Origin of the sequence: Polaribacter sp. KT25b, assembly GCF_900105145.1 — a bacterium.
Taxonomy (GTDB): domain Bacteria; phylum Bacteroidota; class Bacteroidia; order Flavobacteriales; family Flavobacteriaceae; genus Polaribacter.
In genome coordinates this window covers 3,326,840-3,347,606 of the sequence record NZ_LT629752.1, presented here as the reverse complement: position 1 = coordinate 3,347,606, position 20,767 = coordinate 3,326,840, and the positions used below count along the sequence as shown (strand labels likewise).

The window sequence follows — 20,767 nt, the reverse complement described above, 5'->3', positions numbered from 1 at the left end:
AGACGATCAATTATGAGGAAATTTTTATCAATAATTTTTGCTTCTTTGTTATTTGCTTCTTGTAGTGAAACAAAAAACGTAATAAATAAGCAAAATGCTTCAAATGTAACATCAGCATATTGGCAACAGCATGTAGATTATACTATGGACATTGATATGGATGTAAACAACTATCAATACAAGGGGAAACAACAACTTGTTTATACTAATAATTCGCCAGATGAATTAGATAAAGTTTTTTATCATTTGTATTTTAATGCATTTCAGCCAGGTTCTCAAATGGATGTTCGTTCGTTAAATATTAAAGATCCAGATGGTAGAGTTGGTGATAGAATTAGTAAATTAAAACCAGATGAAATAGGGTATATAAAGGTAAATGAACTAAAACAAAATGGAGCAGCAGTTAGTTTTGAAACTGTAGGTACAATTTTAGAAGTTACTTTAAATAAACCAATTAAATCTGGTGAAAGTGTAACTTTTGATATGAATTTTGATGCGCAAGTTCCTGTTCAAGTTCGTAGATCTGGTAGAAATAACAAAGAAGGTGTTGCGCTTTCTATGGCGCAATGGTATCCAAAAATGGCAGAATATGATTTTCAAGGATGGCAAACTCCACCTTATATTGCTAGAGAGTTTCAAGGAGTTTGGGGAGATTTTGATGTAACAATTCATATTGATAAAAGCTTTACAATTGGAGGTACAGGATATTTGCAAAATCCGCAAGAAATTGGTCATGGTTATGAAGATAAAAGTGCTGCTTTAAGTTTACCAGAAGGTGATAAATTAACTTGGCATTTTAAAGCGCCAAGAGTTCACGATTTTGTGTGGGCCGCAGATCCAGCATATATTCATGATATTTTAAAGATTAAAAACGGTATTGATTTACATTTCTTTTATAAGAAAACGTTAGATGAAAAATATCTAAAGGATTGGAAAGATCTTCAGCCAAAAACGGCTGAGTTAATGGATTATTATAGCAAACATGTTGGGCAATATCCATACAAACAATACTCTGTAATTCAAGGTGGTGATGGTGGTATGGAATATGCAATGGCTACTTTAATTACAGGTCAAAGAGGTTTTGGAAGTTTATTTGGTGTTACAGCTCATGAAATGGCGCACACGTGGTTTCAGTTTTTATTAGCTTCCAATGAAAGTTTACATCCCTGGATGGATGAAGGTTTTACAACTTATATTTCTAATAAAGCATCAAATGAAATTCTAGAATCAGGTAAAGAAAACCCACATTCAGGTTCTTATAGAGGTTATAATTATGTAGTAAATAATAACTTAGAAGAGCCACTTACTACACATGCAGACAGGTATAATACAAATACTGCCTACAGTATTGCAAGTTATAGTAAAGGAAATATTTTCTTATCGCAATTAGAATATGTTATTGGTAAGGAAAATGTTGCAAAAGGATTAAAACAGTATTTTACTAATTTTAGTTTTAAACATCCAACACCAAATGATATAAAGCGTACTATGGAAAAAGTTTCTGGTATTGATTTAGGTTGGTATTTAAATGAATGGACAGAAACTACGCATACTATAGATTATGGAGTAAAATCTGTTGAAGGAAATGAAATTACCTTAGAAAGAATTGGTCAAATGCCAATGCCAATTGATATAGAAGTAATTTATACTGATGGTACAAAACAGAGCTATAATATTCCTTTAGAAATGATGAGAGGTAATAAGCCAACAACAGCTACAATTCTTAAAGATTGGGGTTGGGCGTATCCAACTTATACTTTTAAAGCTGCAAAAAAAGTTAAATCTGTTGAGATTGATGCCTCTAAATTAATGGCTGATATTAATGATGAAAACAATGTTTTTGAAGTAAAATAAATACAATTTTAAATTGATTTAAGACCTTTCAGATGTTAAAATTTGAAAGGTTTTTTTAATGAATAAATTCATCAATTTTATCATTTGGGATAAATCCTTTTAAGATTAAAAACACACCACAAATAATTAAAATAACGCCCATAATTCTTTTTATTCTGTAGGTTAAAGTGGGTGTCATTTTATCTTTTAGCTGTTTTGCTAAAAATATTTTACCTAAATCTGTAACAAAATACGCTAAAATAATTACTGCAAAATAAGTAAATATAGCATTTTGATCCATGTTTAAAGTTGGACCAATTACTAAAACTGTTCCTAGCCAAAAAGCTAAAACACCAATATTTATAAAGTTTAAAAAGTATCCTTTTAAAAATAATTTTAAGTAGTTATTTTTAACAATTGGTATTTCTATAGATTTTGTTGATTTTAGATTTTCTTTTTTATTCTCTTTATCAAGATAGGTAATTACACCATAAATAATCAACACTAAACCACCAATAAAAAATAAACGAGGATCGTCTTTAATTTTTTCTAACAAAGATCTACTGCCATAATAAGCAATTAAAATAAAAGAAATATCACCTAAAATAACACCTAAATCAAAAACAATTGCTGCTCTTGCGCCTTTTAAAATACTGGTTTGTATCAGCATAAAAAAAACTGGGCCAATCATAAAAGCCATGAAAAATCCTATAAGAATAGCATTCTTAAAATCGTAAATATCCATTGCCTAAAAATACTATTTTTTAATTGAAGGATAAAAAAAAGGGCGGAAAAACCACCCTTTCAACTAAGAATATTTTTTAAAAAACTGTATTTTAATCGTTATATAAACATTATCAAACAGTTAATGAAATTAGTAATTTAGAAGCTTTTAAACATCATCAAAATCAATCGTTATTTTTGATGTTGTTGGATATGCCTGGCAAGTTAAAACTAATCCTTCTTCAACTTCACTATCTGTTAAAATAGAGTTTTTAACCATCACAGCTTTTCCTTCTGTAACTTTAGCTAAACAAGAACTACAAACGCCACCTTGACAAGAGTAAGGGGCATCTAAATCATTACGCAAACTAGCAGCCAAAATATTATCTGTTTGTTGCATTATAAATGTCGTTTCTTCATCGTCTAAAAGAACTTTTACTTGAGTAGTTCCTTCTTTAATTTCAGAGATAGCTTCTTCATCTACAGAGGTTGAAAATAATTCAAAATGAATATTTTCCTCAGCAATTTTGTTACTTTTAAGTGTTTTAGAAACATCAAGAATCATTTCTTCTGGACCGCATAAAAATGCAGCGTCAAAAGTAGTTTCTTTGTACATATTCTTTACAAAATAGTTAGTAACGTTGCCGTCAATTCTACCTCTTAAATCGTTTTTTACATTTTCTCTACTAAAAATATAATGCAGTTTAAACCTACTAGAAAAAGATTCTTTTAATGCATTTAATTCAGTATAAAAAATAGTATCAGCAACAGATTTGTTACCATAAACCAATGTAAAGTTTGATGTTGGTTCAGTTTCTAAAACTGTTTTTACCATAGATAAAATTGGCGTAATTCCAGAACCAGCAGCAAAAGCAATATAGTTTTTGTTCGCTTCTGGATTCAATAAAAATCTACCTTCTGGAACAGAAATTTCAATTTCATCACCAGCTTTTAAATGGGTAGTTGCGTAGATAGAAAATATTCCGTCTTCAACTGCTTTTATTGCAACTCTAATTTCATCGCTTTTTGGAGTTGAGCAAATAGAATACGCTCTTCTTATTTCTTCTCCTTTAATTTCTTTTTGAAGTGTAATGTATTGCCCCGCAGTAAAATTAAATTCTGATTTTAAATGTGGAGGTATTTTAAACAAAACAGAAACCGCATTTGCGGTTTCTTGTTTTACTTCTTGTATGGTTACTTTATGAAATGTTGACATAACTTGTATTTTACACCAAATTATTTGCTATTAAATATTCGGCAATTTGAATTGTATTTGTTGCAGCACCTTTACGTAAGTTATCGGCAACTATCCACAAATTTAAGGTATTTTCTTGAGATTCGTCTCTTCTAATTCTACCAACAAAAACTTCATCTTTATCATGCGCATTTATTGGCATCGGATAAATGTTGTTTGCTAAATCATCTTCAACAATTATTCCAGGAGTTTCACTTAATAATTTACGAACATCAGCTAAATCAAAATCATTTTCGAACTGAATATTTACAGCTTCAGAATGCCCGCCTGCAGTAGGAATTCTAACAGCAGTTGCGGTTACAGAAAAAGAATCGTCACGTAAAATTTTCTTAGGTTCTTTTACTAATTTCATTTCCTCTTTTGTGTATCCATTTTCTAAGAAAACATCACAATGAGGCAATGCATTTCTACCTATTTTATGTGGATATGCCATTTCGCCTTCAATACCAGCTTCTTCATTATCTAATTGCTGAACTGCTTTTACACCAGTTCCTGAAACAGATTGATAGGTAGAAATAACAACACGTTTCATTTTATATTTTAAATGCAAAGGCGATAAAGCCATCACTAATTGAATTGTTGAACAATTTGGATTTGCAATAATTTTATCATCCGCAGTTAAAACATCACCATTAATTTCTGGAACAACCAATTTTTTGGTTGGATCCATTCTCCAAGCAGAAGAATTATCAATAACAGTAGTACCAACTTCAGCAAATTTTGGAGCCCATTCTAAAGATGTATCTCCACCAGCAGAAAATAAAGCCACATCTGGTTTCATTTTTACAGCATCAGCTAAGGTTACAATGGTGTATTCTTTTCCTTTATATGATAGTTTTTTTCCAGCAGATCTTTCTGATGCAACAGGAATAAATTCTGTTATAGGTAAATTGCGTTCTTCTAATACTTTTAACATTACTGTGCCAACCATTCCAGTTGCGCCAACTACAGCTATTTTCATCTTTTTTGGTTTTAGATTCCTTTTTTAGGAAATATATTTTACTTGTCTTTTAAGAAATTCTCAAAAGAATATTTGTTCTTAATTATGCTGCAAAGATGCTAAAAAAAAGGGTGAAATAAATCAGGTAAACTATTATAAATCAACTAAAGTTTAAAATTTTAGCATAAATTTTTCTGATGTTTAAAATTAAACAATTTGATATAATTTTACATTTAAAGAACTATATCTTTATAAATTAAAAATGATACTGAATTAAGCTGTGATGCTTAAAACAGTATCATTTAATACTTCAATTTAATTGTTAGATCTTAATTTCTTATTTTTCTTTTCCAAATAAATAACCATAAGGTAATCCTACAAAAAGTGCGCCACCAACAATATTTCCTAAAGTTGCCGGAATTAAATTTTTAAAGATAAAAGTAGTCCAAGTAATGTCTGCACCTTCAAAAATTGCAAGCGGAATAAAATACATATTAGCAATACTGTGTTCAAAACCAATAGCTACAAAAGCCATTACTGGTAACCAAATTGCAAATATTTTACCTATTGTATCTTTAGCAGCCATACCTTGCCAAATGGCTAAACATACTAGCCAATTTGCGCCAATACCTTTTATAAAAGTCACTAAAAAAGTGTGACTTGTTTTACCTTCTGCAATGTTATAAACAGAATTAATATAAGGTTCGCTATGTACAATATGTGTTAAATGTGTAATTACGTAAGCAAGAAAAAGTGCACCTATAAAGTTACCTGTATACACTAATCCCCAGTTTTTAAACATATCAGAAATTGGTTGCTTTTTTCTTAAAAGGTTTGGTATAAAGTAAGCGTTGTTTCCTGTAAAAAGTTCTGCGCCTACAACTACAACAAGTATCAGTCCGATAGGGAAAGTAGCGCCAAAAATAAATTTTACTAATCCTGGATTGTTTGCTGCCATTTCTGGAGATCCTCCTGCTACTATTATGGCTAGTAATCCGCCAAAGGCTACATAAGCACCTGCTAAGATTGCAAGAATTAATGTTTTTTTTGTTTTATATTTTCCTTTGTTTAAAGCTAATTGGTTAACTAAATGTATAACTTCTTTAGGGGTGTTCATTATTTTTTTAATTTTGAGCTTAATAAAAATTAAGTTCTAATTGATTTTTACTTTTTTAAAATAGTTACTTAAAATATCTGATGCTTCTTGTAATTCTTCTTTTGTGTTTTCTCTTGCATCTTTCAATTCATACTCCCAACCTAAAGCTTCCCATTTATGGATGCCTAATTTATGATAAGGTTGTAACTCTATTTGTTCTATGGTTTTGTAATCTTTAAAATGATTACCTAATTGATGTAATAATTCTGGAGAATTTGTAATTCCGGGAATTAAAACATAACGTAACCACATTTTTTTGCCAGATTCTTCTCTGTGTTTTGCAAAATTAAACGTAGTTTCTTTGTTTCTTTTACCTGTAAGATATTGAAAACCATCTTCTGTCATGTGCTTAATATCTAGCATTACCAAATCTGCATACTCGTCTAGCAACTCAATTGTTGGATGATTTAATAATCGTCCATTGGTATCTAAATTAGTATTAATTCCTTCTTCCTTTAATCTTTTAAAAAAAGGAATAAGGTTTTGAGCTTGTAGTAAAGGTTCGCCACCAGAAACAGTAACGCCACCTTTATCACCAAAATAAGATTTCATTTTTATGGCTCTTTGTACTAAATCTTCAATATGATGTTCTTCTCCTCCATGGGTATCAATCGTATCCGGATTATGGCAGTACAAACACTTTAATTTACAGCCTTGTAAAAAAATAACCATTCTAATTCCTGGGCCATCATGAGTACCAAAAGACTCAATTGAGTGAACGTTTAATATGTTTTCTAAAGTTTTAATTTTCGTAAGATTTAAGTGAATAAAAAAAGGGATTCAAAAAAATGAAATTACTTTTTTTAAAAGCAGGCTATATAAAACCGTATTTCTATTTTTTGAACCCCTTAACAATAATACATAAAAAAGGTTACATAGATTCGTGGAAAGAACGTGAAATAACTTCCATTTGTTGTTCTCTTGTTAATCTTATAAAATTAACTGCATATCCAGAAACTCTAATTGTTAATTGTGGGTGATTTTCTGGATGCTCCATTGCATCTAATAAAGTTTCTTTGTCTAAAACATTTACATTAAGGTGTTGTGCGCCATGGTCAAAATAACCAGTTAAAGTAGCTGCTAAATTGTCTATTCTTTCTTCTTCTGTAGCTCCTAAAGATTTAGGAACAATTGAGAATGTATTAGAAATTCCGTCTAAAGAATCTTTATAATCTATTTTAGCAACAGAGTTTAATGAAGCAATTGCACCATTATTATCTCTACCATGCATTGGGTTTGCACCAGGAGCAAAAGCAACGCCCATTGCTCTACCATCTGGAGTTGCACCGGTTTTTTTACCATACACAACGTTAGATGTAATTGTTAAAACAGACATTGTTGGTTCTGCGTCTTTATAAACTTTTAATTTCTTTAAATCATTATTAAAATCTTCAACAGCATCATGAGCAAAAATATCTACTCTATCGTCGTCATTTCCATACTTAGGAAACTCTCCTTCAATTTTAAAATCTACAGTTAAACCTTCTTCATTTCTAATAGGTTTTACTTTTGCATATTTAATTGCTGATAAAGAATCTGCTACAATTGATAACCCTGCAATACCATAAGCGATATTAATTTGTGGATTTGTATCAATTAAAGCCATTTGAGCTTTTTCGTAGTAGTATTTATCATGCATGTAATGAATAATGTTCATTGCATCATTATAAACACGAGCTACTTCTTTCATGGCAATTTTAAAGTTGGCCATTACTTTATCAAAGTCTAAGTATTCACTATTATCAGCTTCAATTCCATCAACCATTTTAGTTCCTGTGATTTCACATTTACCACCATTAATAGCTAATAATAATGTTTTAGCTAAGTTTGTTCTTGCACCGAAAAATTGAATTTGTTTCCCAATTTCTTGATAAGAAACACAACAAGCAATTCCATAATCATCAGAACCTCTTGAAGTTCTCATTAAATCATCATTTTCAAACTGTATAGATGAAGTATCAATAGCTACTTTAGAACAGAATTTTCTAAAATTTTCTGGTAATAAAGGAGACCATAAAACGGTAATATTTGGTTCTGGTGATGGGCCTAAGTTATATAAAGTATGTAAGAAACGGAAAGCAGTTTTTGTTACTTTAGATCTACCATCGTTTAACATACCACCAATAGCTTCTGTTACCCAAGTAGGATCTCCAGCAAAAATTTCATCATAAGCAGCCATACGTAGGTGACGTACCATTCTCAATTTCATTACAAATTGATCAATGTATTCTTGTGCTTCAACTTCTGTAATTGCTCCACTTTGTAAATCTCTTTCAATAAAAATATCTAAGAATGTAGACACATTACCTAAAGACATTGCAGCTCCATCTTGTTCTTTTACAGCAGCTAAATAAGCCATATAAGTCCATTGTACTGCTTCTTGAGCATTTTTAGCAGGTCTATTTAATTCTAAGTTATAATGGTTACCCATTACAATCATATCTTTTAGAGCTTTAATTTGTTCTGCAACTTCTTCTCTTAAACGAATAACAGCATCAGTCATTGGGCCGCCAATATTTGCTAAATCGTTCTTTTTAGCTTCAATTAATCTATCAATACCATATAATGCAATACGTCTGTAATCTCCAATTACACGTCCACGAGCATAATTATCTGGTAATCCTGTTAAAAAACCTAAAGATCTAAATTTTTTGATTTCTGCATTGTAAGCAGAGAAAACACCATCATTATGTGTTTTTACATATTTAGTAAATAATGTATTAATATCTTCGCTAGGTTTTAAACCTTGTTCTTCTAATGCTTTTTGAACTACTTTGTAACCTCCAAAAGGTTTCATAGCTCTTTTTAAAAGTGAATCTGTTTGTAAACCAACAATTACTTCATTTTCTTTATCTATATAACCTGCTTTAAAATTTGAAACACCAGAAATAGTTTCTGTATCTACAGAGTGAACTCCTCCGTTTTTTCTTTCAATTTCAGTTCCTATTTTACAAACGTTCCAAAGTTTTTGAGTTTTTTCACTTGGGCCAACTAAAAAACGATCATCACCATAATAAGAAACAATGTTTTGTATAACAAAATCTCTAACGTTGATAGATTTATTCCAAACTCCTTCGTTAAATGTAACTCTTTTTGGTTTTTCTAAGGTTAATTCTTGTACTTCCATTATTATATATTTTTTATGTATTCAATTATTGTTTATGCAAATTTACTGTTGAACCTTTTTTGAAAATATGATAAATATTAGTTTTTCAAATTATTTAAGAAAACGATTTAGTTGATTATGGCTTGAAAATCAATGAAATATAAGTGCTAAATTTTTGAAGAATTCAATTTTTTTAAATTAACTATATTTGCAAAAAAAAATATTTTGTTTAACCTAATTAGTATAGCATGCAACTGTACAATAAGTTAAGCGCAATAGAACGCGCTGCATTAATTGATGAAGCTGGCAAAGACCGCCTCACAATATCATTTTATCAATATTATAAGATAGAAAACCCACAATTATTTAGAGATAAGTTATTCCTAGAATGGAATGAACTCGACGTTTTAGGTCGAATTTATGTTTCTTACGAAGGCATAAATGCTCAATTATCTGTACCATCCGAAAACTTTTATGCTTTAAAAGATCAATTAGATAGTATTTCTTTTTTGAAGGATATTCGTTTAAATGTTGCTGTAGAACAAGACAATAAATCGTTTTTAAAGTTAAAAGTAAAAGTTAGAAACAAAATTGTTGCTGATGGTTTAAATGACGATACTTTTGATGTTACTAATAAAGGTGTTCACTTAAATGCCAAAGAATTTAATGAAATGTTGGCAAATCCTGATACGGTTTGTGTAGATATGCGTAATCATTACGAAAGTGAAATTGGTCATTTTGATGGAGCTGTAACTCCGGATGTTGATACATTTCGTGACTCTTTAGATATTATTGAAGAAGATTTAAAAGACAATAAAGAAGATAAAAATTTATTGATGTATTGTACAGGCGGAATTCGTTGCGAAAAAGCATCAGCTTATTACAAACACAAAGGATTTAAAAATGTTTTTCAGCTAGAAGGCGGAATTATAGAGTACACACGTCAAGTAAAATCCGAAGGAATAGAAAATAAATTTATTGGTAAAAACTTTGTGTTCGATCATAGAAGAGCAGAACGTATTACAGACGACGTAGTTTCTAATTGTCACCAATGTGGTAAACCTTGCGATACACATACAAATTGTGCTAATGAAGCATGTCATTTATTGTTTATTCAGTGTGATGAATGTTCAGAAAAGATGGAAAATACCTGTTCTACAGATTGCCAAGAAATTATAAAACTTTCTTACGAAGAGCAAAAAGAATTAAGAAAAGGAAAAGGAAATAGTAATAAAATATTTAAAAAAGGACGTTCTGAAGTTCTAAAATTTAAAAAATAATAGCATGCAAAAAATCGAATTAATGGCGCCAGCAGGAAATTTTGAATCTATGCAGGCTGCTTTAGACAATGGTTGTGATTCTATTTATTTTGGAGTAGAGCAACTTAATATGAGAGCAAGAGCTTCTATCAACTTTACGTTAGATGATTTAGAAGAAATTGCAAAAAGGTGTTCAGAAAAAAATGTAAGAACCTATCTTACATTAAATACAATTGTTTACGATCATGATTTATCAATAGTAAAAACATTGATAAAAAGAGCAAAAGAAGCTAATATTACGGCTGTAATTGCGATGGATCAAGCGGTGATTTCTATGGCTAGAGAACAGCAAATGGAAGTTCATATTTCTACGCAAATAAATATTACAAATATAGAAACGGTTAAGTTTTACAGTCTTTTTGCTGATACAATTGTTCTAAGTAGAGAGTTGAGTTTGCGTCAAGTAAAAAAGATTACAGAAGATATTGAGAAAGAGCAAATAAAAGGACCTTCAGGTAGATTAATTGAAGTAGAAATTTTTGGACATGGAGCTTTGTGTATGGCAGTTTCTGGTAAATGTTATATGAGTTTACATTCTGCAAATTCATCAGCAAATAGAGGAGCTTGTAAACAAAATTGCAGAAAAAAATATACTGTTATCGATCAAGAAACTGGTTTTGAAATGGAGTTGGATAATGAGTATATTATGTCCCCAAAAGACTTATGTACTATCGATTTTTTAGATCAAGTTGCAGATGCAGGAATCAAAGTTTTAAAGATTGAGGGAAGAGGAAGAGCGCCAGAATATGTTGCCAAAGTAATTAAATGTTACAGAGATGCAATTGATAGTTTAGCTGCAGGAACTTACGATAAAGAAAAAGTAATTTCTTGGATGCAAGAATTAGAAAAAGTCTACAATCGTGGTTTTTGGAACGGATATTATCTAGGTCAAAAACTAGGAGAATGGAGTAAAGAATCTGGTTCTCATGCAACACAAAAGAAAGTCTTTTTAGGTAGAGGAGAACATTATTTTGATAAAGCTAAAATTGGTCAGTTTAAAATTGATGCTTATGATGTAAATATTGGTGATACAATTTTAATTACTGGACCAACAACTGGAGCTCAAGAAATGGAATTAAAACAAATGTTTGTAAATGATAAACCTTCAGAAAAAGCCACAAAAGGAGATGAAGTTACTATGAAATTGGACTTCAAAATTAGAAGATCTGATAAATTGTACAAGATTGTTAAAACTGAATTCGCAGAAAACTAATGGTTGTAATTACGTTACAAAGAAATAAATGTATTGGTTGTAATTACTGTGTAGAGGTTGCTCCAGAGCAATTTCAAATGTCAAAAAAAGACGGAAAAACAGTGTTGTTGCATTCTAAAGAAAAGAAAGGTTTTTTTACCATAAAATCTTTTGATGAATCTATTTACGACTGCTCTGTAGAGGCAAAAAAAGCCTGTCCTGTTAAGATTATTGAAGTCAAACAAGTGTAAATAAATTATTGAGGTTAAATTTAAAAAAAAACTTTTTAATAGATAATTTATTAAAAACTAGACTTTAAGCACAAAAAAAAGCCTTTCTAGAACATAATTTTGTAAATTTCATCCTTTTAAATGAAATTAGACAAGAAAACTTATTTCACGATATAATTTTAATGTTAAACAAAACCCTCATAAAACATAAATCAATCTTTTTAGTACTTCTTTTTTTTATAAAAAGCACCACTATTTTTGCTCAAAATTATGAATTACTTTACAAAAAATTAGAAGGTGATTTGTTGTTAGGGAATTTTGGTGTTGTTATAAGATTAGTTGATAGTATAAATGCGGATAAAAATTTAACAAAAATTATTTCTAATGATTTTACTACTTTAAAAGTAGTGGCATTGTCAAAAAATAATAATTTAACAAGTTCACTAAAATTAATAAATCAAACATTACTAAATCCACAAGAAATAAATGAGCGATCATTAGTACGCCTTTATTTAGCTAAAGCACTAATTTTAGAGATTTACAACAAAAGGGAAGCCTCTGAATTAGAGTTTAAAAAGGTTGAAAATATTTATAAAACAAGACCTAAAGATAGGCTTTATGGGCAATACCTTTACAGAAAAGCATCTTATTTTAGGGTTATGAAGGCTATAAAAAATAATGATAGTTTGTCTTTAATTTATGTGAATAAAGGTATAAAATTTGGAGAGGAAAATAAGTTTTATGAGGTTAGTGCAACGTCTAAAATGATTTTAGCTTTTTTGGCAGAAAAAGAGAGTCAAGACCAAAGAACTTTTTTGTTAAAAAATTCTTTAAAAGATTTTTTATTGTCTAAAAACCAGCTTAATATTAGCAATATGTATAAGAATATAGGGTTTCATTTACTTTACAATAATAAATTAGATGAAGCTGATAAATATTTAGATTCTTCTTTGTTTATAATAAAAAAAAGAAAAGACTTACAAGTTTTAAGTTGGCTTTATGAAGCAAAATCTAAATTGAATCAAAAACTAAAAAGGATTGATTCTGCATTATTTTATTACAAGAAATTTCATGAAAATGAAATGCTAAAAAATGATAAAAAACAAGAAAGAGAAATATCATTAATAAATTATAAGAATCAAATAGAAGGTGAAAAACAAAAAAGTATTGTTTCAAAGAATTTATTAGAAGAAACTGAGAAAAAAAACAAGATTTTGTTTTTTTTATAATTGGTGTTATACTTCTTTCAATTTTTATTGGTCTTTTATATAGGAGATTAAATAAAAGAAAAAAGAAAATAGATATACAGAATAGTTTATTAGAAGAAAACATAACCAAAAAAGAAATATTGTTAAAAGAATTAAATCATAGAGTAAAAAACAATTTATCACTTATTATAAGTTTAATAAAATTTCAATCGCAAGAAATAAAAGAACAATTTTATAAAGAGAAATTTAAACATTTAGAAAATAGAATTAATACCATTGCTATTGCCCATGAGCAATTTATTTATTCTGATACAAAAACAGCAGGTGAGTTTTATAATTTAGAGGAGTATTTACAAAAAATAGCAGGTTTAGTAAATGTATCTTCAAGAAATGTAAAATATGTACAAAATATCGTAGCAATTCAACTTAATATTGATACAGCTTTGCCAATTGGTATTTTAATTAACGAGTTGATAAGTAACAGTATTGAGCACGCAGTTTCAAAAAACCCGCTAATAATAAATGTACAAATAAAAAAGAAACGTAATTTAATTTATATTACGTACGTAGATTCTGGCACTATTTTTAGTAAAGATTCAAAAAAGGATACACTTGGTTTATTTATTATTGAGAGCATGGTTGCTCAGCTAAATGGGAAAATAGAACGAGAAAAATCAACATTTAAAATAGTTTTAGAACATAAAAATTAAATTATGATTGATGAGGATATAAAAAGTGTATTAATCGTAGAAGATGAACTACTCATTGCTGGTCAATTAAAAATAGCACTTTTAAATCATGGTTATCTTTGTGCAGGAATTGCTATAAATTATAATTCAGCCAAAGCAATTTTAGAAACAACGAAAGTAGATTTGGTTTTGTTAGATATTAAAATCTCTGGAAGAAAAACAGGATTAGATGTGGCTTTACTTTTAAATACAATATATGGTATTCCATTTTTATTTATTACCTCTTATAATGATGCAAATTCTTTACATAAGATTAAAGAACTTTCCCCAAAAGGATATATTAATAAACCTATAAACGAAATTACTGTTCTAACTACAATCGATATTATTCTTAATGCTAAAAGATATGAAACGAAAAAATTTGTTAGTATTCATATCGGCGCAACAACATATAATATTAATCTTTCTGAATTAATTTATATTGAAGCAGAGCACGTATATGTAAGGTTGTGTTATAAAACAAAAAAGAGTTTGGTAAGAACATCTTTAACAAATATTGTAGAATTGTTACCAAATGAGAGTATCTTAAGAATTTCAAGAGGTATTGCTATCAATCCAAAATTCATAGAAAGTGTAACTTCAACTAGTATAAAAGTAAACAGAGAAGTTTTTAAATTATCAAAAAAATACGGAAAAGATGTTGAAAATTTTCTAAATATCTAAAAAACCTATCTAAATTTTACATTTTTAATTAAAATTAGATTTTCAGAACAAATCTCAACTATTCAGAACAAATTTATTATTCTAGTTTTGGTTTTCTTTAGTTTTATCTCCTATAAATAATATTAAAAAAGCTATGAAACTAAAATTACTATTTATTTTATCGATTATTATTGGGCTAAATGGATTCGTCCAAACAAGTTCTGCACAAGTTAGTGCAGAGAGTTTTAAATTTACTAGATTAACAAACTCATCTACACAAGGAGTATTTGCTTCAGGTTCTACAGTATACATTGGTACAACTTCAGGGTTGTTAATTTCTACAGATGGTGGAACTACTTTTACAACTAAAACTATTACAAATGGCTTAGGTGCCAACAATGTGAAAAATGTTTTTGTAGATGGTTCAACAATTTATGCTGCAACAAGTGGTGGAGTATCTGTTTCTACAAATGGTGGAAACAACTTTATAAACTATGCACCAGCATCTTTTACTTATGGAAATGACATGAATGATGTCTTTGCAGATGGAGATGCTATTTATGCACTTGCTTCTAATAGATTATGGATTTCTAATGATGCAGGAGCTACATTTATAGAGAAAACTGAAAGTGATGGAATAGGTTCAACTATTTTTAGAGAAATTGTGGCAAATGGATCAGATGTATATGTGGCAACTGATGGAGGTTTGTCAATCTCTTCAGATGGTGGAGCTACATTTATCAACAAAACAAATACAGATGGTTTAGCAAATGAAGGTGCAAATGGAGTATCATTTAGTAATGGAGTTTTATATGTAGCTTCAGAAGGTTTTGATCCAGTTGGTGGTTTATCAATTTCTACTGATAAAGGAAATACGTTTACTGTAGTACAACAAGCAGATGGTTTAGCAGCTAATTCTGTAAATACTGTTTATAGTTAAGGAGTTAATGTTTTTGTTGGAGTAAGTAGTTCTATCATTTCCGTTTCTAATGATAGTGGAGCAACTTTCACTAGATATGATTTTGATGATGGAATTATAGGAGTCGTAAATCAAATATATTTTGATAGTGGTAAAATTTATGTTTCTACAAACTAAGGTGTAGTTTTTGGAGAAGAAGCTTTTCCAGAAATAGATATAAAAGGTAATAATGTTTCTATTGTAAATGGAGATACAACACCAAGTACTATTGATAATACAGAATTTGGAGTTTCAGTAAATGCAGTAACAAAATCTTTTACAATAGATAATAGTGAAGGTTTTGCTGATTTAAGTTTAACAACACCTTATCCAAACTATGTTACAATTTCTGGTTCTTCAGATTTTGCAATTAGTGTTCAGCTAAACTCAAATATAATTGCAAAAGGTAATTCAAAAACTTTTCAAGTTACATGCACTCCAAGTTTAGAAGGAAATCAAGCAGCAATTGTTAGTATAGCAAATAATGATTCAGATGAGAATCCATATTCATTTTCAGTAAAAGGTAATAAAGGAGTATTCAGTAATTTTACAACAACTTTTGAGCCTCAAGTATATAATCCAAATGGATTAACAGGTATTGGTATATTCTCAAACGCAAATTTTGCAGATTTAGAAAATGATGGTGATTTAGACTTAATGTCTGGAGGAAGAGGAACAAGTTTTTATTATTTTGAAAATACAGGAGATGATGATGCACCTGCTTATGCAGCTGTTCAAAATAATCCTTTTGGATTAATAAATATTCCAAATAATCCTTCTGGATCATCAGATTCAGATTCATTTCCAACGTTTGTAGATTCAGACGGAGATGGAGATATGGATATTATTTCTGGAGATACTTATGGGGATTTCCATTATTATGAAAACACAGGTTCAAGTTCAGTTCCACAATTTGCGAATCCTGTAAAAGATCCTTTTGGATTGACAGATGAGATTACTTTTTCTTCATATCCAACTTTTGGGGATATAGATAATGATGGAGATTTAGATTTACTTTCTGGAGCTGCAAGAAGTTCTTCAGGGAATCCAGTTTTTTATTATTTCGAAAACACAGGTTCATCAACAGCACCACAATTTTCAGCACCAATATCAAATCCTTTTGGGTTAACATTATCTACACCTTATATAAGGATTCAGTTAGGTGATTTAGATTCAGATGGTGATTTAGATATTATGATTGGTGGAAGTGGAGGTAATTTTAGATATTTTCAAAATGGACCATCACCAAGCTACACACAAATACCAGATGCAAAATTTGAGCAAGCTTTAATAGATAGAAATATTGATACAGATGGTATTATTAATGGTAGAGCATTAACTTCAGATTTAGAAATAGTAACAGGTTTAGTAACTGTTGGATTGGAGATTGAAGACTTTACAGGTATAGAGGCATTTAGAGATTTAGAAGTGTTAAATATTTACAACAACTTCAATACGAGTATTGATTTATCAGGCAATGGAAAATTAAGAGAATTGTATGCATCCAATGAAACTAAAGATTCAGAAACGCTTTTAAATTCGCTAGATGTAAGTAACAATCCGTTATTAGAAAAGTTAGAAGTCTTGAATAATAACATTTCAACTTTGGATTTGAGCAACAATCCATTATTGACAGAAATAAACGTAGGAGGAAATAATTTAACAAGTTTAGATGTTTCAAATCAAACAGCTATATTAGAGTTAAATTTTGTGAGCAATGCTATTAGTACTATTGATGTAAGTCAAAACACAGCATTAACCTTTTTACAAGGAAATGACAATGGTTTAAGTACTTTAGATGTAAGTTTAAATACGAACTTAACAAGTTTAGCTGTGAATCAGAATCCTGAGTTAGGAAGTTTTTCAACAGCTGCTAATTTAAGTTTAGTGTATTTAAACGTTGCAGATACAGGAATTTCAAGTATCGATGTTTCTGCAAATACAGCTTTAACAGAATTATTTGTAGGAAGTAATAGTTTAACAAGTATCGATGTAAGTAACAATCTATTATTAAAAAGGTTAGGGGTAGCCTTTAATCAAATCACGAATATAGATGTAAGTGCGAATAACAAATTAATTTCATTTAGAGCAGAGAACAATGCTCTTGTGAGTTTGAATATAAAGAATAGTGCAAACAATCTAATACCAAGTACTTTTATAGCTTTTGATATTAGAAACAATCCAGCTTTAGAATGTGTGTTAGTAGACAATGCTACAGCAGCTACAGCTAATTGGGGAGTAAAAGATGCAGGAACCACTTTTTCAGACACAATTTGTTATTCCGCTTCCAATTATACGTAAATTCCAGATATTGCAAGAAATAATAAATTAGTAAGTGTAGATGTTTCAAATAGTACAAATTTGGAGGAATTATCTGTTCAGATGAATTTTATAACAAGTTTATCAGTCGCTAATAATCCAGTACTAAAAGTTTTAAATTGTGAAACAAATGAAATCTCAAGTTTAGATGTTACTACGAATCTATTTTTAGAGGAGATGAGTATTGGTGCTAATAATATCCCAAATATCGATATTTCAAATAATACCGAATTAACTACTTTAAATTTAAAAAATGCAAACAATGCTATTTTAGATAAGTTAGATGTTACAGGAAATTCTAATTTAAGCTGTATAGAGGTTGATAATGTTGCTGATGCTTTAGCAAAAGCTGATTGGAAGAAAGATGTAACAGCAACGTATAACGTTTCTTGTAAAGCGTTATCTAAAGAAGATTTCTTAAAAGAAAATGTTGCAGCATATCCAAATCCAGCAAGTTCTTTCGTAGAAATTTTATTATCAAATGGTTTAGAATTGAAAAAAGTAGAAATTTTTAATGCAACAGGTAAAAAAATAACTACGGCTAAAAACACTCTTTTAAATGTTGAAGAATTATCAGCAGGAATTTATTTTATTAAAATTACTACAGATAAAGGAGCAATTAATAAAAGAATTATAAAAGACTAAATACAAAGTGATAAAGTGGAAATAAGGAATTAGATTTTAATAATAATTTCAATTTTAAAAAGACCTCAATTTTGAGGTCTTTTTTTATGCTAAAAAATCAAACTTTAAACGAATTCTAATTCAATCAAAGCAAATTCTTAAATAAACAAAAATTACGCAAACATTACAATTACATTTGGTTTATCATTAAAAAAAATAGTTATAAGAACTTTGCATGAACCAGTTTTTTCATTCTTTGAGAATGCGTATATTTACGAATTAGTGAAGATTAGGTTGTGTTTGTGTATCAATCTGATAATCAATTTATGAACCAAGAGGTTTTTAGATTTTATGATGTGTTTTTTTAGTGGGTTTGCTGCTGAAATTAAATCATAAAGACTATCAACTATAAAAATATATATACTTACATGGCATGTGGAAGTTGTGGTACAACAGAAAATGGAGTACCAAAAGGTTGCAAGAGTAATGGTAATTGTGGTACAGGTACTTGTGGAAGTGGAAGCGAAAAATTAGCAGTTTTTGATTGGCTTTCTAACATGACTTTACCAAGTGGAGAAGAGCGTTTTAATATTTATGAAATCCGTTTTAAAAACGGAAGAAAACATTTTTTTAAAAATACAGAGAATTTAACAATTTCTATGGGAGATATTGTTGCCGTAGAAAGTTCTCCAGGTCATGATGTTGGTATCGTTTCTTTAAGCGGCGAATTGGTAAAAGTACAAATGAAAAAGCGTAAAATTTCTGTAGATCATGAAGATGTTAAGAAAATTTACAGAAAAGCTTCTCAAAAAGATATAGATATTTGGCAAGCATCTAGAGATAAAGAAGAAGAAACGCAAAGAAGAGGTAGAGAAATTCTTGGAAGATTAGGTTTGCAAATGAAACTTTCTGATGTCGAATATCAGGGAGATGGAAATAAAGCTACTTTTTATTATACAGCAGAAACAAGAGTAGATTTTAGACAATTAATTAGAGACTTAGCTAGCGCATTTTCTATTCGTGTGGAAATGAAACAAGTTGGCGCAAGACAAGAAGCTGCAAGATTAGGAGGTATTGGTTCTTGTGGTAGAGAATTATGTTGCTCAACTTGGTTAACAGATTTTAGAAAAGTATCAACTTCTGCGGCACGTTATCAACAACTATCTTTAAATCCCTTAAAACTAGCAGGGCAATGTGGAAAACTTAAATGCTGTTTAAATTTTGAGTTAGACACATATTTGGATGCTTTAAAATCTTTTCCAAAGCAAGATGTAGTTTTAAAAACAGAAAAAGGAGATGCAGTTTTTGTTAAAATGGATATCTTTAAAAAACATCTTTGGTACACATATAAAGAAGAACGATTTAAATGGTTTAGATTATCATTAGATCAGGTTCAAGAAATTATAGAACAGAATAAAAAGAACGAGAAATCTATTTCGTTAGAAGAATATGAATCTGAGATTGAAATTCCTGAAAAGGTTAATTTCGAAGATGCTGTTGGTCAAGATAGTTTAACTCGTTTTGATGTTCCAAAATCTAGTAAACGAAGAAAAAATAATAGAAAGAAAAAAGCTGTTGCTGTAGCAAATTCATCATCAGAAAATACTAGAAAACCTCAACAAAATAGAAAACCAAATCAGAATAGAAAACCTAGACCAGCTTCTAATGATGCAACTTCTACACAGAATGTTGCAAGAAGAAAACCACAGAGAAGAAAATCCAGACCTGTAGTTAATGATGCAAACATAACAAATGAAGTTGCTAAAAAGAAACCTCAGAAAAGAAAGCCAAGGCCTAATGCTGCTAATGCAAAAATATCAGATAATGTTACTAAACAGAAACCACAACAAAGAAAGCCAAGGCCTGTAGCAAAACCTAAAGGGGAAACAAAAACAAAACCAGAGGTAAACCCGAAGGTTAAAGGACAGCAGAATCAGCCAAAAGCTGAAGGAACTAGAGCAAATAAACCAAGAAGGAATAACAGAAATAGAAAAAATAATAAACCTAAAAATGGAGATAATTCTCAGGAGAAATAGAAGTTTTATTTATTTACTTGTGCTTCTTTTTTTTGTTTCTTGTAATGATAAAATAGAGTTTACAAAATATAAATCATTACCAGATGCTTCTTGGCAAGCCAATAAAAACATTTCTTTTGAGTTTACAGTAGTAGATACAATTTTACCAAAAGATCTATTTATCAATATTAGAAATAATAATAACTATCCTTTTAGTAATTTATATGTAATTACAGAATTAAATTTCCCCAACGGTAACAAAATTGTTGATACTTTGCAATATGAAATGGCAGATGAAACAGGTAAGTTTTTAGGCAAAGGATTTACAGAAATTAAAGAAAATAAATTATTCTATAAAGAGCAAAAAGTATTTCCTATATCAGGAAAATATAAGTTAAATATTCGTCATGCAATGAGAAAGAATGGAGAAGTTGAAGTTATTCCGTTTTTAGAAGGAGTGCAAGATGTTGGTTTTAGCATAGAAAAAACAAAATAAAA

General features: G+C 29.5%; 18 protein-coding genes and 1 pseudogene. 13 read left to right on the top strand and 6 right to left on the bottom strand.

The window, feature by feature from the left end:
* Positions 1-12 precede the first annotated feature (12 nt).
* Positions 13-1,854 carry a M1 family metallopeptidase gene (locus tag BLT70_RS14455; protein WP_091897736.1) on the top strand — a complete coding sequence of 614 codons (1,842 nt, stop codon included), beginning with the start codon at positions 13-15 and terminating at the stop codon, positions 1,852-1,854.
* A gap of 55 nt (positions 1,855-1,909) precedes the next feature.
* On the opposite strand, the gene BLT70_RS14450 is transcribed toward BLT70_RS14455, so the two are convergent.
* The 6 genes from BLT70_RS14450 to pflB form a co-directional block, all read right to left on the bottom strand.
* The gene (locus BLT70_RS14450) at positions 1,910-2,578 is read right to left on the bottom strand and encodes a LysE family translocator (RefSeq protein WP_091895850.1); all 669 of its coding nucleotides are present in this window, start codon (positions 2,576-2,578) and stop codon (positions 1,910-1,912) included.
* Between the two features lie 147 nt (positions 2,579-2,725).
* Positions 2,726-3,772, bottom strand: a complete 1,047-nt coding sequence (locus BLT70_RS14445) for a ferredoxin--NADP reductase (protein WP_091895848.1) — start codon at positions 3,770-3,772, stop codon at positions 2,726-2,728.
* 10 nt (positions 3,773-3,782) lie between these two features.
* Positions 3,783-4,772: an aspartate-semialdehyde dehydrogenase gene (locus tag BLT70_RS14440; RefSeq protein ID WP_091895845.1), complete on the bottom strand. Its 990-nt coding sequence runs from the start codon at positions 4,770-4,772 to the stop codon at positions 3,783-3,785.
* Between the two features lie 316 nt (positions 4,773-5,088).
* Positions 5,089-5,868, bottom strand: a complete 780-nt coding sequence (locus tag BLT70_RS14435; RefSeq protein ID WP_091895841.1) for a formate/nitrite transporter family protein — start codon at positions 5,866-5,868, stop codon at positions 5,089-5,091.
* A gap of 36 nt (positions 5,869-5,904) precedes the next feature.
* Complete coding sequence (gene pflA, locus BLT70_RS14430; protein ID WP_302847814.1) at positions 5,905-6,618, bottom strand: pyruvate formate-lyase-activating protein; 714 nt, start codon at positions 6,616-6,618, stop codon at positions 5,905-5,907.
* 160 nt (positions 6,619-6,778) lie between these two features.
* On the bottom strand, positions 6,779-9,034 hold the full coding sequence (pflB, locus tag BLT70_RS14425) for a formate C-acetyltransferase (protein WP_091895837.1): 2,256 nt from the start codon (positions 9,032-9,034) through the stop codon (positions 6,779-6,781).
* A 227-nt stretch (positions 9,035-9,261) separates the two neighbouring features.
* Between pflB and BLT70_RS14420 the strand changes: the two genes are divergently transcribed.
* From BLT70_RS14420 to BLT70_RS14365, 12 genes and pseudogenes are all read left to right on the top strand, one after another.
* Positions 9,262-10,293 carry a rhodanese-related sulfurtransferase gene (locus BLT70_RS14420; protein ID WP_091895834.1) on the top strand — a complete coding sequence of 344 codons (1,032 nt, stop codon included), beginning with the start codon at positions 9,262-9,264 and terminating at the stop codon, positions 10,291-10,293.
* Positions 10,294-10,297: 4 nt separating this feature from the next.
* Positions 10,298-11,545, top strand: a complete 1,248-nt coding sequence (locus BLT70_RS14415; protein WP_091895832.1) for a peptidase U32 family protein — start codon at positions 10,298-10,300, stop codon at positions 11,543-11,545.
* Positions 11,545-11,775 (top strand): ferredoxin, encoded by a 231-nt coding sequence (locus BLT70_RS14410; protein ID WP_091895829.1) that lies wholly within the window; start codon positions 11,545-11,547, stop codon positions 11,773-11,775. Before BLT70_RS14415 ends, BLT70_RS14410 begins: the two co-directional genes overlap by 1 nt.
* A 161-nt stretch (positions 11,776-11,936) precedes the next feature.
* Positions 11,937-12,983, top strand: a complete 1,047-nt coding sequence (locus BLT70_RS14405; protein ID WP_091895826.1) for a hypothetical protein — start codon at positions 11,937-11,939, stop codon at positions 12,981-12,983.
* Between the two features lie 119 nt (positions 12,984-13,102).
* On the top strand, positions 13,103-13,672 hold the full coding sequence (locus tag BLT70_RS14400; protein ID WP_157691914.1) for a sensor histidine kinase: 570 nt from the start codon (positions 13,103-13,105) through the stop codon (positions 13,670-13,672).
* 3 nt (positions 13,673-13,675) lie between these two features.
* Positions 13,676-14,374 carry a response regulator transcription factor gene (locus BLT70_RS14395; protein WP_091895822.1) on the top strand — a complete coding sequence of 233 codons (699 nt, stop codon included), beginning with the start codon at positions 13,676-13,678 and terminating at the stop codon, positions 14,372-14,374.
* Positions 14,375-14,507: 133 nt separating this feature from the next.
* A complete protein-coding gene (locus BLT70_RS14390) occupies positions 14,508-15,293 on the top strand; it encodes a hypothetical protein (protein WP_091895819.1) in 786 nt (261 codons plus the stop codon).
* A 189-nt stretch (positions 15,294-15,482) separates the two neighbouring features.
* A pseudogene (locus tag BLT70_RS17610) lies at positions 15,483-15,797 on the top strand (choice-of-anchor D domain-containing protein); the annotation flags it as partial.
* Positions 15,798-15,968: 171 nt separating this feature from the next.
* On the top strand, positions 15,969-17,612 hold the full coding sequence (locus BLT70_RS14380) for an FG-GAP-like repeat-containing protein (RefSeq protein WP_091895817.1): 1,644 nt from the start codon (positions 15,969-15,971) through the stop codon (positions 17,610-17,612).
* Between the two features lie 60 nt (positions 17,613-17,672).
* Positions 17,673-18,275, top strand: coding sequence for a T9SS type A sorting domain-containing protein (locus BLT70_RS14375; protein WP_157691913.1), 603 nt, complete (start codon positions 17,673-17,675; stop codon positions 18,273-18,275).
* Positions 18,276-18,682: 407 nt separating this feature from the next.
* Positions 18,683-20,290, top strand: coding sequence for a regulatory iron-sulfur-containing complex subunit RicT (locus tag BLT70_RS14370; protein WP_091895811.1), 1,608 nt, complete (start codon positions 18,683-18,685; stop codon positions 20,288-20,290).
* On the top strand, positions 20,265-20,765 hold the full coding sequence (locus tag BLT70_RS14365) for a gliding motility lipoprotein GldH (RefSeq protein ID WP_091895808.1): 501 nt from the start codon (positions 20,265-20,267) through the stop codon (positions 20,763-20,765). The genes BLT70_RS14370 and BLT70_RS14365 overlap by 26 nt, the downstream gene beginning before the upstream one ends.
* The last annotated feature ends 2 nt before the right edge of the window (positions 20,766-20,767 follow it).

What these genes read in the sequence shown, in the direction of transcription:
- BLT70_RS14455 (WP_091897736.1), top strand. Translation starts at nt 13, where the DNA reads ATGAGGAAATTTTTATCAATAATTTTTGCTTCTTTGTTATTTGCTTCT.
- BLT70_RS14450 (WP_091895850.1), bottom strand. Translation starts at nt 2,578, where the DNA reads ATGGATATTTACGATTTTAAGAATGCTATTCTTATAGGATTTTTCATG.
- BLT70_RS14445 (WP_091895848.1), bottom strand. Translation starts at nt 3,772, where the DNA reads ATGTCAACATTTCATAAAGTAACCATACAAGAAGTAAAACAAGAAACC.
- BLT70_RS14440 (WP_091895845.1), bottom strand. Translation starts at nt 4,772, where the DNA reads ATGAAAATAGCTGTAGTTGGCGCAACTGGAATGGTTGGCACAGTAATG.
- BLT70_RS14435 (WP_091895841.1), bottom strand. Translation starts at nt 5,868, where the DNA reads ATGAACACCCCTAAAGAAGTTATACATTTAGTTAACCAATTAGCTTTA.
- pflB (WP_091895837.1), bottom strand. Translation starts at nt 9,034, where the DNA reads ATGGAAGTACAAGAATTAACCTTAGAAAAACCAAAAAGAGTTACATTT.
- BLT70_RS14420 (WP_091895834.1), top strand. Translation starts at nt 9,262, where the DNA reads ATGCAACTGTACAATAAGTTAAGCGCAATAGAACGCGCTGCATTAATT.
- BLT70_RS14415 (WP_091895832.1), top strand. Translation starts at nt 10,298, where the DNA reads ATGCAAAAAATCGAATTAATGGCGCCAGCAGGAAATTTTGAATCTATG.
- BLT70_RS14410 (WP_091895829.1), top strand. Translation starts at nt 11,545, where the DNA reads ATGGTTGTAATTACGTTACAAAGAAATAAATGTATTGGTTGTAATTAC.
- BLT70_RS14405 (WP_091895826.1), top strand. Translation starts at nt 11,937, where the DNA reads ATGTTAAACAAAACCCTCATAAAACATAAATCAATCTTTTTAGTACTT.
- BLT70_RS14395 (WP_091895822.1), top strand. Translation starts at nt 13,676, where the DNA reads ATGATTGATGAGGATATAAAAAGTGTATTAATCGTAGAAGATGAACTA.
- BLT70_RS14390 (WP_091895819.1), top strand. Translation starts at nt 14,508, where the DNA reads ATGAAACTAAAATTACTATTTATTTTATCGATTATTATTGGGCTAAAT.
- BLT70_RS14380 (WP_091895817.1), top strand. Translation starts at nt 15,969, where the DNA reads ATGTCTGGAGGAAGAGGAACAAGTTTTTATTATTTTGAAAATACAGGA.
- BLT70_RS14370 (WP_091895811.1), top strand. Translation starts at nt 18,683, where the DNA reads ATGGCATGTGGAAGTTGTGGTACAACAGAAAATGGAGTACCAAAAGGT.
- BLT70_RS14365 (WP_091895808.1), top strand. Translation starts at nt 20,265, where the DNA reads ATGGAGATAATTCTCAGGAGAAATAGAAGTTTTATTTATTTACTTGTG.